Origin of the sequence: Cryobacterium sp. N21 (assembly GCF_002929575.1) — a bacterium.
GTDB lineage: Bacteria > Actinomycetota > Actinomycetes > Actinomycetales > Microbacteriaceae > Cryobacterium > Cryobacterium flavum.
This window is the reverse complement of the sequence record NZ_PJJQ01000029.1, coordinates 15,093-29,938: the sequence shown is the minus strand read 5'-3', so window position 1 is coordinate 29,938 and position 14,846 is coordinate 15,093. Positions and strand designations below refer to the sequence as shown.

Annotated in this window: 11 protein-coding genes; 4 read left to right on the top strand and 7 right to left on the bottom strand. The window is 67.8% G+C overall.

Annotated features, from left to right (window positions below; genetic code table 11):
• Positions 1-75 precede the first annotated feature (75 nt).
• Both rocD and ddaH read right to left on the bottom strand, forming a co-directional pair.
• Positions 76-1,332 (bottom strand): ornithine--oxo-acid transaminase, encoded by a 1,257-nt coding sequence (gene rocD / locus CXY77_RS05110; RefSeq protein ID WP_092338818.1) that lies wholly within the window; start codon positions 1,330-1,332, stop codon positions 76-78.
• Between the two features lie 29 nt (positions 1,333-1,361).
• The gene (ddaH, locus tag CXY77_RS05105) at positions 1,362-2,216 is read right to left on the bottom strand and encodes a dimethylargininase (protein ID WP_092338647.1); all 855 of its coding nucleotides are present in this window, start codon (positions 2,214-2,216) and stop codon (positions 1,362-1,364) included.
• A gap of 225 nt (positions 2,217-2,441) precedes the next feature.
• On the opposite strand from ddaH, the gene CXY77_RS05100 reads away from it, so the two are divergent.
• Positions 2,442-2,879 carry an Lrp/AsnC family transcriptional regulator gene (locus CXY77_RS05100; protein ID WP_092106650.1) on the top strand — a complete coding sequence of 146 codons (438 nt, stop codon included), beginning with the start codon at positions 2,442-2,444 and terminating at the stop codon, positions 2,877-2,879.
• Between the two features lie 31 nt (positions 2,880-2,910).
• On the opposite strand, the gene CXY77_RS05095 is transcribed toward CXY77_RS05100, so the two are convergent.
• Positions 2,911-3,675 carry an ABC transporter permease gene (locus CXY77_RS05095; RefSeq protein WP_104089855.1) on the bottom strand — a complete coding sequence of 255 codons (765 nt, stop codon included), beginning with the start codon at positions 3,673-3,675 and terminating at the stop codon, positions 2,911-2,913.
• A gap of 171 nt (positions 3,676-3,846) precedes the next feature.
• Here CXY77_RS05095 and CXY77_RS05090 point away from each other — a divergent pair, with 171 nt between their 5' ends.
• From CXY77_RS05090 to CXY77_RS05080, 3 genes are all read left to right on the top strand, one after another.
• Positions 3,847-4,224 carry a GntR family transcriptional regulator gene (locus CXY77_RS05090; protein ID WP_092338643.1) on the top strand — a complete coding sequence of 126 codons (378 nt, stop codon included), beginning with the start codon at positions 3,847-3,849 and terminating at the stop codon, positions 4,222-4,224.
• 67 nt (positions 4,225-4,291) lie between these two features.
• The gene (locus CXY77_RS05085) at positions 4,292-5,293 is read left to right on the top strand and encodes a hypothetical protein (protein WP_134505228.1); all 1,002 of its coding nucleotides are present in this window, start codon (positions 4,292-4,294) and stop codon (positions 5,291-5,293) included.
• Positions 5,290-5,652 carry a GntR family transcriptional regulator gene (locus tag CXY77_RS05080; protein WP_338061538.1) on the top strand — a complete coding sequence of 121 codons (363 nt, stop codon included), beginning with the start codon at positions 5,290-5,292 and terminating at the stop codon, positions 5,650-5,652. The genes CXY77_RS05085 and CXY77_RS05080 overlap by 4 nt, the downstream gene beginning before the upstream one ends.
• A gap of 106 nt (positions 5,653-5,758) precedes the next feature.
• On the opposite strand, the gene CXY77_RS05075 is transcribed toward CXY77_RS05080, so the two are convergent.
• From CXY77_RS05075 to CXY77_RS05060, 4 genes are all read right to left on the bottom strand, one after another.
• Positions 5,759-6,748: an NAD(P)-dependent oxidoreductase gene (locus CXY77_RS05075; protein WP_092338639.1), complete on the bottom strand. Its 990-nt coding sequence runs from the start codon at positions 6,746-6,748 to the stop codon at positions 5,759-5,761.
• 10 nt (positions 6,749-6,758) lie between these two features.
• Complete coding sequence (locus tag CXY77_RS05070; protein WP_233197245.1) at positions 6,759-9,770, bottom strand: alpha/beta fold hydrolase; 3,012 nt, start codon at positions 9,768-9,770, stop codon at positions 6,759-6,761.
• Positions 9,771-9,945: 175 nt separating this feature from the next.
• Positions 9,946-10,968: a 3-oxoacyl-ACP synthase III gene (locus CXY77_RS05065; protein ID WP_092338637.1), complete on the bottom strand. Its 1,023-nt coding sequence runs from the start codon at positions 10,966-10,968 to the stop codon at positions 9,946-9,948.
• A gap of 206 nt (positions 10,969-11,174) precedes the next feature.
• Positions 11,175-14,756 carry a bifunctional proline dehydrogenase/L-glutamate gamma-semialdehyde dehydrogenase gene (locus CXY77_RS05060; RefSeq protein WP_104129805.1) on the bottom strand — a complete coding sequence of 1,194 codons (3,582 nt, stop codon included), beginning with the start codon at positions 14,754-14,756 and terminating at the stop codon, positions 11,175-11,177.
• Between the last annotated feature and the right edge of the window lie 90 nt (positions 14,757-14,846).

The window sequence follows — 14,846 nt, the reverse complement described above, 5'->3', positions numbered from 1 at the left end:
CGGATGCGCGCTACGGTAACCGGCGTAGCGCGCACCCAGATCGGGCGCGGTCATGCGTTCTGCCCGGGAGCGCGCCTACTTCGCAGCCGCGAGGTCGGCCAGCACGAGACGCAGTTGCTCGACGGCCCAGTCCACGTCCTCGGCGGAGACGACGATCGGCGGTGCCAGGCGGATGGTCGACCCGTGCGTGTCCTTGGCGAGCACGCCACGGGCGAGGAGGGCCTCGCAGACGACGCGGCCCGGAGCGAGCGACGGATCGATGTCGATGCCGGCCCAGAGGCCGACGCCGCGCACTTCGATCACGCCGTGCCCGATGAGCTCGGCGAGGCCCGCGTGCAGGCGCGCGCCGAGTTCGGTCGCGCGCTGCTGGTATTCGCCGGTGGCCAGAATCTTCACGACGGCCAGGCCGACGGCTGCGGCGAGCGGGTTGCCGCCGAAGGTGGAGCCGTGCTCGCCCGGGTGCAGCACACCGAGAATGTCGGTGTTGCCGACGACGGCGGAGACGGGAACGATGCCGCCGCCGAGGGCCTTGCCGAGCAGGTAGAGGTCGGGCACGACGCCCACGAGGTCGCAGGCGAAGGTCGAGCCGGTGCGGCCGAGGCCGGACTGAATCTCGTCGGCGATGAACAATACGTTGTGGCGCGTGGTGATCTCGCGTACTGCGGGCAGGTAGGCCGCCGGCGGCACGACGATGCCGGCCTCACCCTGGATCGGTTCGAGCAGCACGGCCACGGTGTTCTCGTCGATCGCGGCCTCGAGCGCGGCCGCATCGCCGTAGGGCACGGTGCGAAAACCGGGCGTGAACGGGCCGAAGCCGGCGCGGGCCGACTCGTCGTCAGAGAAGCTGATGATGGTGGTGGTGCGGCCGTGAAAGTTGCCGGCTGCCACGATGATGTTGGCCTGGTCGGGCGCGACGCCCTTGACCCGGTAGCCCCAGGCACGGGCCACCTTGATGCCGGATTCGACGGCCTCGGCGCCGGTGTTCATGGGCAGAACCATGTCTTTGCCGGCCAGTTCGGCGAGCGCGGTCACGAACGGACCGAGCTGGTCGTTGTAGAACGCCCGGCTGGTGAGGGTGATGCGGCCGAGCTGGGCACGAGCAGCGTCGAGCAGCACCGGGTTGGAGTGGCCGAAGTTCACAGCGGAGTAGGCGGCGAGGCAGTCCAGGTAGCGGTGACCGGCGACATCCGTTACCCAGGCGCCGTCGCCGGTCGCGACGACGACCTCCAGCGGGTGATAGTTGTGCGCGGCGTGCGCGCTTTCCTCGGCAATGAGGGCAGTAGCTGCAGGCGAAACGGATGCTGCGGGTGCGTCTGTCAGATTCGTCGTCATGTCGTGCTCCTTCAGGTTGGTGGGGGCGGTCATCGGCGCAGCTCGAGCGTGCAGCATTTGACGCCGCCGCCGCCGAGCAGCAGTTCGGACAGGTCGACGCCGATCGGGTTGTAGCCGCGAGCTCGCAGCTGGCGTTCGAAGTCTTTGGCGCGGGCGGCGATGACGACGTTGTAGCCGTCGGAGTAGGAGTTGAGGCCGAGAATGGAGGCGTCTTCTTCGGTGACGATGATGGCGTCGGGGTAGCGCTCCTGCAGAATGGCGAGGCTCGGCGCGTCGAAGGCGCTCGGCAGGTAGGCGATGTTCGTGTCATCGAGCACGGCCACGGCGGTGTCGAGGTGGTAGAAACTCGGGTTGATCAGGCGCAGGGTGATCACCGGGCGGCCGGCGATATTCGAGAGTTCAGCGTGGCTGTTCGAGTCGCTGCGAAAGCCGGTGCCGGCCAGGATGACGTCGCCGACCAGCAGAAAATCGCCCTCGCCCTCGTTGGTCTCCACGGGTACACGCACGTCGAAGCCGTTGGCGCCGAACCAGTCCATATAGGCGGGGCCTTCGGGCTGGCGCTGCACATGGGTGAATTTGGCTCCGTAGGCCTGGTTATCGATGACGAAACCGCCGTTGGCCGCGTAGACCATGTCGGGCAGGCCGTCAATCGGGTCGATCAGGTGCACATCGAAGCCGAGGCCGATGTAGGCGTCATAGAGGGTCTGCCACTGCTTCACGGCGAGCGAGGTGTCGGTGGGCAGCGCCGGGTCCATCCACGGGTTGATGCGGTAGACCACGGTGAAGAACTGCGGCTTGCACATAAGAATGGTGCGCTTGGTGGCGATGCGCACGGGAACGGCGGGCTCTTCGGCCAGAACGGGGGTGGCTGAGTTGATCGACATGAGGCTCCTTCGGGGATCCGCGGGCCTTCGGGCCGACGGAACTCGGGGTGGATGGCGGACCAGGTCGCTCACGAGAGCCCGGCTCGACCACACTTGATCGTTCCGGGACGCCACCCTCAGTCTCACACAGCATGATTCAACGTTTCACGCTGATCTGCGCAAGAAATCTTCGAGAATTGCCACCGTGACGCAAGTTTGCGCAGTGCCGTCACTTAGACTCGCCCCATGGATAACCTCGACCACAGCATTCTCGATCTGCTGCGCCAGAACGCGCGCGCCGGCTATGGTGACATCGGCTCGGTGGTGGGACTGTCGGCATCCGCTGTGAAACGCCGCGTCGACCGCCTGGTGGCCGACAAGGTGATTCGCAGCTTTACGATTCAGGTCGACCCGGCGGTCGACGGTATGAGCACGGAAGCCTATGTTGAGCTGTTCTGCCGGGGCACCGTCGCGCCCGACGAATTACTGCGCATACTCTCCGGCGTGCCGGAGGTCGTCGACGCGGGAACCGTCACCGGCAGCGCCGACGCCATGGTGCACATTCGAGCCCGGGACATTCCGGGGCTCGAGGCGGCGCTCGAAAAGGTGCGCCTGGCACCCAACGTCGATCACACTCGGAGTGCGATCGTGCTGTCACGCCTCATCCATCGCTCAATCGAGTAGCAACACCTCACCCGCTTTCGCGAGCCAGGTTCTAAGGGACCGGCTTTTGACGCACCGGCGAGATCAGGTGCAGCAGGGTGACCGCGGCAATTGACCCAGCGCAGAGGATGCCGGCCAGCACGACGATCTGAAAGCGTCCGGCCTCCAACGGCGAAGCTCCACCGAAAATCGCCCCGACGAACGCTCCCGGCAACGTGACCAGCCCCGTGGTCTTGGTCTGGTCGGTGGACGGAATGATGGCGAAGTAGACGGCCTGCCTGGCCAGATCGCGCGTGGATTGCCGCGGCGTGGCCCCGAGCGCAAGCCAGCCCTCGACTTCGTCCCAGTGATCGCCGACCGCCTCGGAGAAGCGGCGACCACTGAGCGTCGCGATCGACATGGCATTGCCGATGATGATGCCGCCGATCGCGAGCACGTAGCGTGGTGAGAATTCGATCGCTCCGGTCGTGAACACGATGGCGAGAGTGACGCTCACACCGAGAGCCATCGCCGCAGCCACGCGAAACAGGTGCGCGCGACTGAAGCCGATACGGCGGGTGACAGTACCGACGGCCGCCGCGAACATGACGAGCAATCCGACGCCGACCCAGAGCGGTTCATTGATGATGCCGCTGAGAATGAGACTGATCGCGGCCAGTTGCAGGGTCCCACGCAACAGGGCGAGCGCCGGCGCGAACGGATGCTGTGTGCGATAGACCCGCAGCACCGTCGCGACCACCGCGAGCAGCAACAGAACGCCGACTAAGGTCGGCACCAGCCCGGCGAGCTCGGCGGGGAGATCGGCCGGAAAGGTCATGCCCCGAGCCTACGCGGCCCCGCGAAAGCGGGGAAACGGTTGCTTCGGTGATGTTGAAGCAACCGTTCACCCGCTCTCGGAAAACATCCCCTGGGAACGTACCGTGGGTATGGTGTTGCGGCATTCGTTGTAGCGAGGCAAAATTGCTCATAACGTTGAACGGAGGGTCCCGTGCCCGCTTCCTTTATTGCCATTGATTCACACTCGAGCACGCCGCCGTTTGAACAGTTGCGCAGCCAGGTCATTGCGGCCGTGCGCTCCGGTAAGCTGGAGCACGATACCCGCCTGCCGACCGTGCGGGCCCTCGCCGCTGAGCTCGGTCTGGCCACGAACACGGTCGCCCGGGCCTATCGCGAACTCGAGCGTGACAGCGTGATTGAAACGCGCGGTCGGTTCGGTTCATTCATCGCACCCAACGGTGATGCGGCCGAGCGGCACGCCCAGGCAGCGGCCGACGCATTCGCTGCCCGCATCGAGCAACTCGGCGTGAGCCCGGCCGAGGCCCTCACCCTCGTCACCGATGCCCTGAATCGCCGTTCCGACTCCTGAGCCGGGCCTTGCGGCCGGAGTTTTGTATTGCTACTCTGGTACAAAACGCACACAACGGGAGGGTTTTGTGGATCCAGTATTAGCAGTCTTAGCAGTTTTTGCGGCGCTGATGCTGGCGGGACTCGGCATCCGCCTGATCTATATCGCGCGTGCCGAACCACGCAAGCGGATGCTGCACGCCTACTCCCAGCAGGTCGGGCTCGCGTTGGTTCCAGAGATCGTCCCCGAGCTGTCGAGCCGGATCTATCGCCGCGAACGCGCGGGGGTCGTCGGGTCGATGGTGGGGCTCGTGCCGGGCGTGGCGCTGCTGGTTCTGACGGACGGCAGTCAGAACCCGTGGAATGGGCTCGTGGTCTTGGTCGCAATGACGGTCGGGTCGACGGTCGCCCTCATCGGCAACGATTCCCGCTCGGCGTTCGCACCGGTAGCCGAGGTGCCGCGGCTGGCGCGCAGCGCTTCCCCCGGGCTGGCCGACTACGTTACTCCGCTGGACCGCGCGTTCTCTCTGGGCCTGCTGGGCCTCGCTACTCTCGGCTATGCTACCGTGCTCGGGGTCATCGCGATCAACCCGGAGCGGGTGTTCGATGACGTCTCGGTGCGCACGATTCTCTGGCCGGCGGGGCTGTTGCTGGCCCTGGCGGCTGCCGCGAGCCTGGTCACCTGGGCGGCGGCAAACGCCCTGCTCGGCCGCGGTCAACCGGCCGGAACCTACATTCAACTGGCCTGGAGCGATGCCTTTCGCAGCACCACACTGCGCAGCCTGGTCGGGATTCCGGGGATCATCGCCGCCGTCAGCTCCTGCGTGTTGTTCCTCTCGTTGAGCGAGGCGATCAACCGGCCGGCGCGCGGCTCGATCGGCGAGATTCTGGTCGGCTCGTTCACGATCATGGGCCCGGTGCTTTTCGTCGCGCTGCTGAGCTGGAGCCTGACGAGCATGCGCAATCGCAACACGACGCATTACCTGCGGCGGCTCTGGCCCGAAACGGCCGTCGAACTGGACCGGCACCGCGCGCGCGGTGCCGTCGACGATCAGCCCGATGCGGACAATCGAACGAAGACCTCGGCATGATGCTGCTGGTCGATCCGCGTTCGGCCACGCCGCCGTACGAACAGTTACGAGTGCAGGTGCTTGCCGCAGTGCAGTCGGGCGATCTCGCACCGGGCGACAAGCTGCCGACCGTGCGCAAGCTCGCCGAAGACCTGGGGCTGGCCGCCAATACTGTGGCCCGCGCCTACCGCGAGCTCGAGCGTGACGAGGTCATCGAAACGCGCGGCCGCAACGGATCCTTCATCGCCGCGAGCGGCAATGCCGCCCAGCAACAGGTGCAGGTGGCCGCCGCCGCGTTCGCCGGCAAAGCGCGCCAACTGGGCGTTGCCCCCGAGGAGGCGCTCGCGTTTGCGCGCGCGGCCCTCGGAATCCGCTCGTAGCGGCCTCGTACACGGACGGGGCCCAGGCCCGAGCCCGGGGCCCAGTTTATAAACTGGGCCGGTGGACGGGGCCTGGGCCCCGTCCAAAGTAGATCCGGGCGGGAGGTTACCGGGCGGCGCGGTAGTGGGCGGCCAGGCGCTCGAAACCCTCGTCGAGGGAGACCGCGGGGGTCCAATTCAGGTCGGCGCGGGTGCGCCGCTGGTCGAACCAGTGCGCGGTCGAGAGCTGCTCGGCCAGAAACCGGGTCATCGGCGGTTCGTCGACTCCGGGGCGCCGCTGCCAGATCGCCTCGATGATCGAACCGGCAGCGCGGGCAGCGGATGCCGGCACCCGCCACGCCGGCGCGGTCACGCCGGCCGCCCCGCAGATTCCGGCGAGAAGTTCAGCGACCGGGCGCGGTTCACCGTTGGTGATCACGTAGGACTGGCCGTGAACGGCGACAGCGGCCTCGAGCGCTGCGTGAATGGCCGAGGCCGCATTGTCGACATACGTCGTGTCGATGAGCGCCGCGCCGTGTCCGAGCAACGGCAGCCGTCCGCGGCGAACGCGGTCGACGATCCGGTCGATCAGCTGGGTGTCGCCGGGGCCCCAGACCAGGTGCGGCCGCACGGCGACCACACTGAATCCGGGGGCGTCGGCCGCAAGCGCGAGCAGTTCAGCCCGAGCCTTGGTGCGGGCGTAATCGCCGCGGGCCTGCTCCGGCGACGCCGGCAGGGAGTCAGAGCCCATGATCGACGAACCGGCGTGGGCGACCGACGGCGACGAGACGTAGACGAAACGGGAGACGCCGGCATCCGTCGACGCCTGCAGAACGGTACGGGTGCCGCCAACGTTGACCGCCTCAAACTCGGCCGGGTCACCGGCGAGCGACACCTTCGCGGCGAGGTGCACGACCGCGTCCATACCGCTGACCGCATAGGCGAGCCCGGCATACGGAGTGTCGGCGACCGTCGTGATCGAGCCGTGCACGTCTTCGACGCCGGTCAGGCCCGATGGCCGCCGCTGAAAGGTGCGTACCTCGTGCCCGGCCGCACTGATGTGCTCGGCGACGGCCCGACCGAGAAAGCCGCTGGCTCCCGTCACCAGCACTCTCATGGCGCGCCCCTCATGGCTTAGACCAGCGACTGCCAGAGAGGATGCCGGTGGCCCAGCGCGACAGCCGGCTGCGGTCGATCTTGGAGTTGTGCCGAATGTCGGTCGGCAGACCGGGAACAACGAGCACGGCGGCGACCGGCGAGCCCACGGCCGCGCGCACTGCGGCAGCGAGGGGCTCTGCAGCTCGGTGCACCCGGCGGGCCGGTGGTACCGTTTCGATCACGGCGACCTGCTGCTGTGTGCCGAGCGGACCGACACCGACGAAGGCCGCCCGAAAAACGTCGGGCAGGGTTTCGATGCGCTGCTCCGGCCCGACCGGGGTCGTGACGCCGTCGGCCGTCACGATGACGTGCGGCATGCGGCCCTCCACCCAGAGGCGGCCTGCACCGTCGAGGTGGCCGACGTCACCGGTGCGATGCCAGCGTTCGCCCGCCACAGCACCGCGCCGCGAGGCGCGCTCGGTGAGCCAGAGCCGGTCGTAGTGGTCCTTGACGTGCGGCGCCGACACAACGATCTCGCCGGTCACGTCGGGCTCTTCCGTGAGTTCACCAACGGATGCCCCACTCGCGTCGAGCGCGCTGATCCGGATGCGCGTGGTCGCGGTCGACCCACCGACGCAGACTCCCCCGGCCGGGTTCACAGCCGATCGTTGCTCGCCTGCCGCCGGGACGGCCACACTCGTCGAGCTGGTCGAGCCCGTCTCGAGAAGTCCGGCGGACTCGTCCGCCGCGGCACCCACTCTGGGTGAGTCGGCGACACTCGCGGCGGCGGCGCGAATGCCGTCGAGCGTGATGTCGGCCATGAGCAGGCCCTCGGTCATGCCGTAGGGCGTGTGCGCGGTCGCTCCCGGCATGAGCGCGGCGGCCTGGGCCAGCAGACTCTCGGAGATGGGGGCGCCGGCCGAGAGAAAACGCTGCACCCCGGCGAGGGCGGCGTGATCGGCGGGGGTGAGCGCGTCGGCGGTGGCGACGACGTTCACGAGGGCCGCGGGCGAGAGAAAGACGACGGTCGCGTCGATCGCGGCAACGGCGGCGGCAACGGCAGTGGCGGTGAGGGTTTTGGGTGCCGTGACATCCATATCGGGGGTGACCGAGCGGGCCCCGAGCGCCGGGCCGAGCAGGGCGAACGGGGCGAATCCGGCGACGAGGCCGGTACCGACGCCAACGCCGTACTGCAGAAAGAGGGCACGACTCACGGCGGAGAGCTGCCCGTGGGTGTAGACGACGCCCTTGGCCGGTCCGGTCGATCCGGAGGTGAACAGCACGGCGGCCGCATCATTTGGCGCGGGTTCGGTCGGGAGCAAGTCGCCGGCTTCGAGTCGGGCCTGGCCCAGCTGAATCAGCTCGGCCAGGGTGTGCTCGATGCTCAGCAGCCGTGCCATCGGGGCCGGAAAGCGGGCGACCGAGATCTTGCGCCCTGGCCAGCCGAGTGCGCGCGCGGCCATGAGGCCGGGAGCAGCCCCGATCACGAAGTCCGGGCGGGCGCCGCGCACGGCGCGGGTGAGGCCGGGAAGGCCGAGGCCGGAATCCGCTACGACGACGATCGCGCCGATGCGCACGCAGGCGTAGAGCACCGCGGTGAGGTCGGCGCTCGGCGGCACGAGGAGGGAGACACGGTCGCCGGGTGTGACGCCGATGTGCACGAGGCCGGCCGCGATCTGGCGCACGCGCCGCGAGAGCAGCCGCCAGCTGACGGTGCGCGGGGCCGGCTGCATGTCGACGAGGGCAGTTTCGTCGGAGTCCTCGAGGACGTCGAGGTAGTGCCAGAGCGGATGCGTCCCCGCGGCTTCCCACGCGGCCGCCGGCCCGCCAAAGACGGGCTCGACCAACGGAGATGGTGCGGCCGCCGAAGCAGGCTCAGGCGCGAATCCCGGCGTAGCGGCGGACAGCTCGCCGGGCGCCCCCATACGCTGATCGAGCTTGTTGAGATCGCCATTCCGGGAACGCGACGCACCGGCGCGAACCGAGTCGAGGAGCCTGTCAGCTACGGCATCCCCGAGCCAGAGCAGCGCGGCCGCGGCATAGTCCGCGTCCTCGGCGAGTAGATGCCCGGCACCCTCGAACCGGTGAACGCGAGCGTGCGGCATCCGTTCGACCAGGTCGTCGAGGTATCGGTCGCTGAAGATCGGGTCCCGGGGGCCCCAGAGCAGCAGCGCGGGCACCGCGAGTGAGCGCACGGCCTCGGCGATGCGGTCGAGTTCCGGCCGGCTCTCGTGCTCGAGAGCGACCGGAATATCGGCGACGAACCCGCCGATGCCGCCGCGGCGATCGCCGGTTAGGTACGGCGCGCGGTAGCCCCGCTTCACCTCGGGCGACAACGGCGGATGCGCGAGAGCCAACGTCGTGGCCAGGAACGCGGGCGTCGCGACGGTCGCAGGTCCCAGGATTCCGCGCCCGAGCGCGAGACGCAGGGGCGCCGGAATCTTGTCGCCGGCGGGCTGATGCACCGCGGTGTTCAGCAGCATAACGCCGGCCAGCAGTTCGGGATGGTCGACGGCCCAGCCGAGCGAGACCACTCCGCCCCAGTCGTGACCGAGGGTGATCACCGGGCCGACGAGTTCGAGGGCGTCCGTGAGGTCGCCGAGGTCCCGCACCCGGCGGGCGAGTGGGCGAAACCCTCCAGTGCCTGCGTGCTGGCGGCCGGTTGCGCCAGCACGAGCAGCACTGCCGGTGCGCGCGGAGAAGCCCATGTCGAGCTGATCGACAGCGATCACGCGCCAGGCCGGCGCGCCCGACTGTGCTGCATCCGTTGCTGCAGCCAGCAGGCCTCGCCAGAGGTACGACCAGGTCGGGTTGCCGTGCACGCACAAGATAGTTCCGACCGGAACCACGCCGAGCGCGTCGAGCTGCGGCCCATTGTCGAGCAGGTGCCAGCCGTGAGACGCGGCAGACCCGCTCTCGGCGACCTCGACCAGGCGCGACCACTCGGGTTTCAGCCCGGCCAGCCCGGACGGCGGCAGGGTCGCCACGACCAGCCGCGTGCGCGGAAGACGGGAAGCTGCGGTTGCACGAATCTCGGTCACACTCCTTTTGAGCCCGAGAAGCCACTTTCGGCCCCTTGGTTTTCACGAGGAGCCAACTTCGGCCCCTTGGCGCCGTTCCATGGGGCCGAAAGTGGCATGTCATGGGCGGTTGCACAGTTCATGGGGCCGAAGTTGGCATCTCGCAGGAGGCGAGGGTGGTGTCGGGCGGCGACTCTCACCAGACGAGTTCCATCATGGCGGTGTTGAGGCCCGAGCCGACACCCATCAGGAGCACCCGGTTGCCCGGTTTGAGCTTCGACGCCTCCTGGGAGAGCGTGATCGGAATCGACGCCGGGCCGACGTTGCCAAGCGTCGGATAGGTCAGCGGCACCTTCGCCTTGTCCATGCCGGTGGCCTTGACGATCGCGTTGGTGTGCACGTCCGAGACCTGATGCACGATGTAGCGGTCCATGTTCGACCAGCTCCAGTCGCGCTTGGCCTCGGTCCAGGCCGAGACGACCAGTTCCATGCCGCCCTTGAGCAGCGCCTTGGCGTCGGTGAACATGCCGTCGACGCTGCCAACGCACAGTCCGTTGAACTGGGTGGCCGCGCGGGTGACCCCGCCGAGGATGCGGTGCCCGGCGGGGTGGGCATCCGCTGGGCCGAGCACGGCAGCGGCAGCGCCGGAACCGAGGGTGAGGCTCGCGAACTCACTCATGAAGTCTTTGCGCTTGATGCCGGGGCGCCCGAGGCGGTCGATCGTGTTGGTCTGGATCTCGTCGGCGTCCTCGCCGTCGATGATCACGGCGTACTTGATCTGACCGCTGTCGATGAGCTGGGCGGCGAGCGTCATGCCGTTGACGAAGCCGAGGCAGGCGTTGGCGATGTCGAAGTTGATCGCCGACGACGGCAAGCCGAGTCCGTGGTGGATACGCACGGCGACGGAGGGTTCGAGGTGCTTGCGCGTGACCGAGGTATTGATGAGCAGGCCCACGTCGCTCGGCTTGATGCCGGCCTCGCGCAGGGCGATCTTGCCGGCCTTGACCGCGGCGTCGTCGAAGGTCTCGTTCGGCCCCCAGTTGCGGCGCTCATACACTCCGGCAACCCGCTGGAGCAGCCCGGTGGGCAGTTTGAGGCGCGTCAACACCGGCTTCAGACGTCGGTCGATCTCTTCCGACGTCGTGATGAGCGGCGCCAAGAGACTCGCGACCGACAACAGAGCGACGTTTCGGTGCGTCGTCGTCGCGTTTCCGTTCAAGCGTGAACCCCTGTCGAATTGTGGACAGCGGTAATCATACGGCCCGTTAGAGTCTGCCCCACGAATCTGTATGTAAACCGCACGTAGCCTGTGTGCCCTCTCGGGCCCATGCGTGCAGAACCGCGGAGATTTCGCCGCTGATCCCCCCAATCACACGATTGAAGGCGATCCGGCCGGAATCTCCGCGGTTACGAACCGTAACCGGCCTAGATCACGCCGTCGGAGAGCGTGCTCGGGTTGCCGAAGCGGTGCGCGGTGATCGAGATTGCCTGTTCCCGCAGGAACGGCAGCACCTCGATGCGCCCGGCCTGAGTAACCGCGTTCGAGTACACCGCGATGTCTGGGCTGCCGTTGACCGCTTCGGCCAAGGCGGATGCTTCCACTCGCGCGCCCAGCACCGGGTCACTGCCGATGAGACGCACGCGGCTGGCCGTGATCCCGCCCGAGCGAGCGCGAGCGAGCCACTCCTCGTCGGTTTCGACCAGCACCGGGATCTCACGCTGGGCGAGGATATTGCGCACGCCCGGCGGCACCGGAACGCTGCTCGACACGTCGTAGCGCGACGTGGACAGGGTCGCGGCGGCGATCACGCGCAGCAGCTGGGCGAGCGTTCCGCTCTCGGTCAGGCGCACGGTGACCGGCAGCGCGCGGTAGCGGAACAGGTTGCGCTCCACCTTGAGGTCGGTCGCGTCGCGCACGACGTTGAATTCCTCGCGCCAGGCGAGAGCGTCGCTCACGGCCGAACGGCGCAGCACGTCGAAGTCGGCGTAGTCGAGAAACGGCTGGCTGGCCTCGATGATGTCGGTGACGCGCTGTTCGAGGCCGCGCAGGTGCAACGTCGAGCTGTTCCGGCCCGGCTCGTTGACCCAGCTGCCGAGGCCGAGCAGGTAGTTCGGTCCGCCGGCCTTGGTTCCGGCGCCCACGGCTGAGCGCTTCCAGCCGCCGAACGGCTGGCGCTGCACGATAGCACCGGTGATGCCGCGGTTGACGTAGAGGTTGCCGGCTTCGATCGTGTCGACCCAGAGGGCCAGTTCGTCGGCGTCGAGCGAGTGCAGCCCTGTCGTCAGGCCGAAGTCGACCGCGTTCTGAAAGCGGATGGCTTCTTCCAGGTTGCGCGCGTGCATCACGCCGAGCACCGGGCCGAAGAACTCGGTGAGGTGAAAGTACGATCCGGGCGCGACGCCGGTGCGGATGCCCGGCGACCAGAGCTTGCCGGTGTCATCGAGCTGCTTCGGTTCGACCAGCCACTTCTCTTCGGCGCCGAGCGTGGTCAGGGCGTGCAGTAGTTTGCCGTCGGCCGGCGACATGATCGGGCCCATCTGGGTGACCGGATCGCTTGCCTGCCCGACCTTGATCGAGGTCGCGGCGTCGACCAGCTGGCCGAGAAAGCGTTCGGACTTCGCTACCGATCCGACCAGAATCACCAGGCTCGCGGCCGAGCACTTCTGGCCGGCGTGGCCGAAGGCGCTCTTGACGACATCGGCGGCGGCCAGGTCGAAGTCGGCCGACGGGGTGACGATGATGGCGTTCTTGCCGCTGGTTTCGGCGAGTAGGGGCAGGTCGTGGCGGAATCCGCGGAACAGCTCGGCGGTCTCGTAGCCGCCGGTGAGAATGACCCGGTTGACTGCGGGGTGCGCGATGAGCTTGGCACCGAGGTCACGGTCGGGCAGGTTGACCAGAGCGAGGAGTTCGCGCGGGATACCGGCCTCCCAGAGGGCCTCGACCACGACGGCACCGGTGCGCTGGGCGACCGTGGCCGGCTTGACGACGACGCCGGCACCGGAGGCGAGGGCGGCGAGCATGCCGCCGGCCGGGATGGCGGTGGGAAAGTTCCACGGCGGGGTGACCACGATGAGTTTCGAGGGAACGAAGATGGCGCCCTGCACTCGGTCCAGATCCTTGGCACGTTCGGCGTAGTAGTGGGCGAAGTCCACCGCTTCGCTCACCTCGGCGTCACCCTCGGTGATGGTCTTGCCGCACTCGCTGGCCATGACCTCGATCAGGCGATCTCGGTTGGCAGCGAGCGCCAGGCCCGCGCGGTGCAGTACCGCGGCGCGTTCGGCGCCGGTCTTCTGCCCCCAGGCTGCTCCCGCCTCGAGCACACCGTCGATGATCAGATTGAGCGCTGCCTCGTCGGGAACGGCGGCGGCCTCGATGGTTTCGGTTCCGAGAACGGATGCATCGGCGCGGGCCAAAATCCGTCGGCCCCAGGCCCGGTTGGCGGGCAGCGACGGGTCGGTGTCGGGCTCGTTGTGGAAGGTCGAGTGGGTGGGCGCCGAGCCGCGGGTGATGCCGAGCAGCACGCCGGTCAGTTGCGGGTCGTCGTCGCTGGCGGTCTCGGTTTGCTGGCTGCGGGCATCCGTTGTGGCGGCGGCCAGGCGACCCCGGTCGTAGCTGCTGGAGCGGTCCTGCACGCGGTTGGGGGTGGGAACCCGGTCGTCGAGGGCGTCGAGCGAGGCCTGGAACCGAGCCTTCTCGCGGTCGAAGAGCTCGGGGTTGCTGGTCAGCTCGAACACGGCCGACATGAAGTTCTCCGAGCTCGCATTCTCTTCGAGCCGGCGAATGAGATAGCTGATGGCCACGTCGAACTGCGAGGGGTCGACGACGGGTGTGTAGAGCAGCAGCTGTCCGACGTCCTTGCGCACGGCCTGGGCCTGGCCGGTGGCCATGCCGAGCAGCATCTCGAACTCGACCTTGTCGTCGACGCCGCGGGCAACGCTGAGCAGGTGCGCCCAAGCCACGTCAAACAGGTTATGGCCGGCGATGCCGAGCTTGACGGCATCCGTGTTCTGCGGGGTGAGCGCCCAGTTGAGCACCCGCTTGTAGTTGGTGTCGCTCTGCTGCTTGGTGGAGAAGGTCGCGAGCGGCCAGTCGTGTACGGCGGAGTCGACATGCTCCATGGCGAGGTTGGCGCCTTTGACCAGGCGCACCTTGATCGGGGCTCCGCCGGCCGCGCGGCGATTCTGCGCCCAGTGGGTGAGGCCCTGGATGGCACTCAGCGCGTCGGGCAGGTAGGCCTGCAGCACGATGCCGGCTTCGAGCTGGGCCAGCTGCGGCTGGTCGAGCAGCCCCTCGAACACGGCGATGGTGAGGTCGAGGTCGCGGTACTCCTCCATGTCGAGGTTGATGAACTTCGGGGTAGCGGATGCCGCGGCGAATTCAAACAGCGGCGTCAGGCGTTCGATCACGCGGGCGACGGTCTCATCGAAGGCCCACATCGAGAGCTGGCTGGCGATCGAGGACACCTTGATCGAGACATAGTCCACGTCGGGGCGTTCGAGGATGCGCTTGGTGCCTTCGAGGCGTTCGAGCGCCTCTTTCTCGCCGAGTACAGACTCACCGAGCAGGTTGATGTTGAGGCGGTTGCCGCCCTCTTTCAGGTGCACGAGCGCGGGACCGAGCTTGTCGGGCGTGGCGTCGACGACGAGGTGGCCGACCATCTGGCGCAGCACGGTGCGGGCGGCGGGAATGACGACCCAGGGCAGCACCGGTCCGAGAATGCCACCGAGGCCGATGGCCGCGCGCATGGGCACCGGCAGAAAACCGGGCGCCTTCTTGGCGACCTTCTGCAGGCTGTAACCGGCGACCATCTTGTCTTCGGGGCGCATGACGCCGTCAACGAAGCCGACCGTAAAGTCCAGGCCGTTCGGGTCCTTGAGCACGCCGGCGAGCCGTTCGGCCGCGGCATCCGCTGGGATGGTGGCGCTTTCGTCGAGCCATTTCTTGACGAGAGCGACGACCTCCGAACTGACATCCTCGTTGGCGGGGCGGGTGGAGGCGTTGGTCATGGTCACGAGACTAGTCTTTCGTTCGCGGTTGGGTTGCTCTGGTTATTCAAGTCTGAGGCCAGCCTATATTTAGCAAAAGCAAATGTTTAT

What these genes read in the sequence shown, in the direction of transcription:
- rocD (WP_092338818.1), bottom strand. Translation starts at nt 1,332, where the DNA reads ATGACGACGAATCTGACAGACGCACCCGCAGCATCCGTTTCGCCTGCA.
- ddaH (WP_092338647.1), bottom strand. Translation starts at nt 2,216, where the DNA reads ATGTCGATCAACTCAGCCACCCCCGTTCTGGCCGAAGAGCCCGCCGTT.
- CXY77_RS05100 (WP_092106650.1), top strand. Translation starts at nt 2,442, where the DNA reads ATGGATAACCTCGACCACAGCATTCTCGATCTGCTGCGCCAGAACGCG.
- CXY77_RS05095 (WP_104089855.1), bottom strand. Translation starts at nt 3,675, where the DNA reads ATGACCTTTCCGGCCGATCTCCCCGCCGAGCTCGCCGGGCTGGTGCCG.
- CXY77_RS05080 (WP_338061538.1), top strand. Translation starts at nt 5,290, where the DNA reads ATGATGCTGCTGGTCGATCCGCGTTCGGCCACGCCGCCGTACGAACAG.
- CXY77_RS05075 (WP_092338639.1), bottom strand. Translation starts at nt 6,748, where the DNA reads ATGAGAGTGCTGGTGACGGGAGCCAGCGGCTTTCTCGGTCGGGCCGTC.
- CXY77_RS05060 (WP_104129805.1), bottom strand. Translation starts at nt 14,756, where the DNA reads ATGACCAACGCCTCCACCCGCCCCGCCAACGAGGATGTCAGTTCGGAG.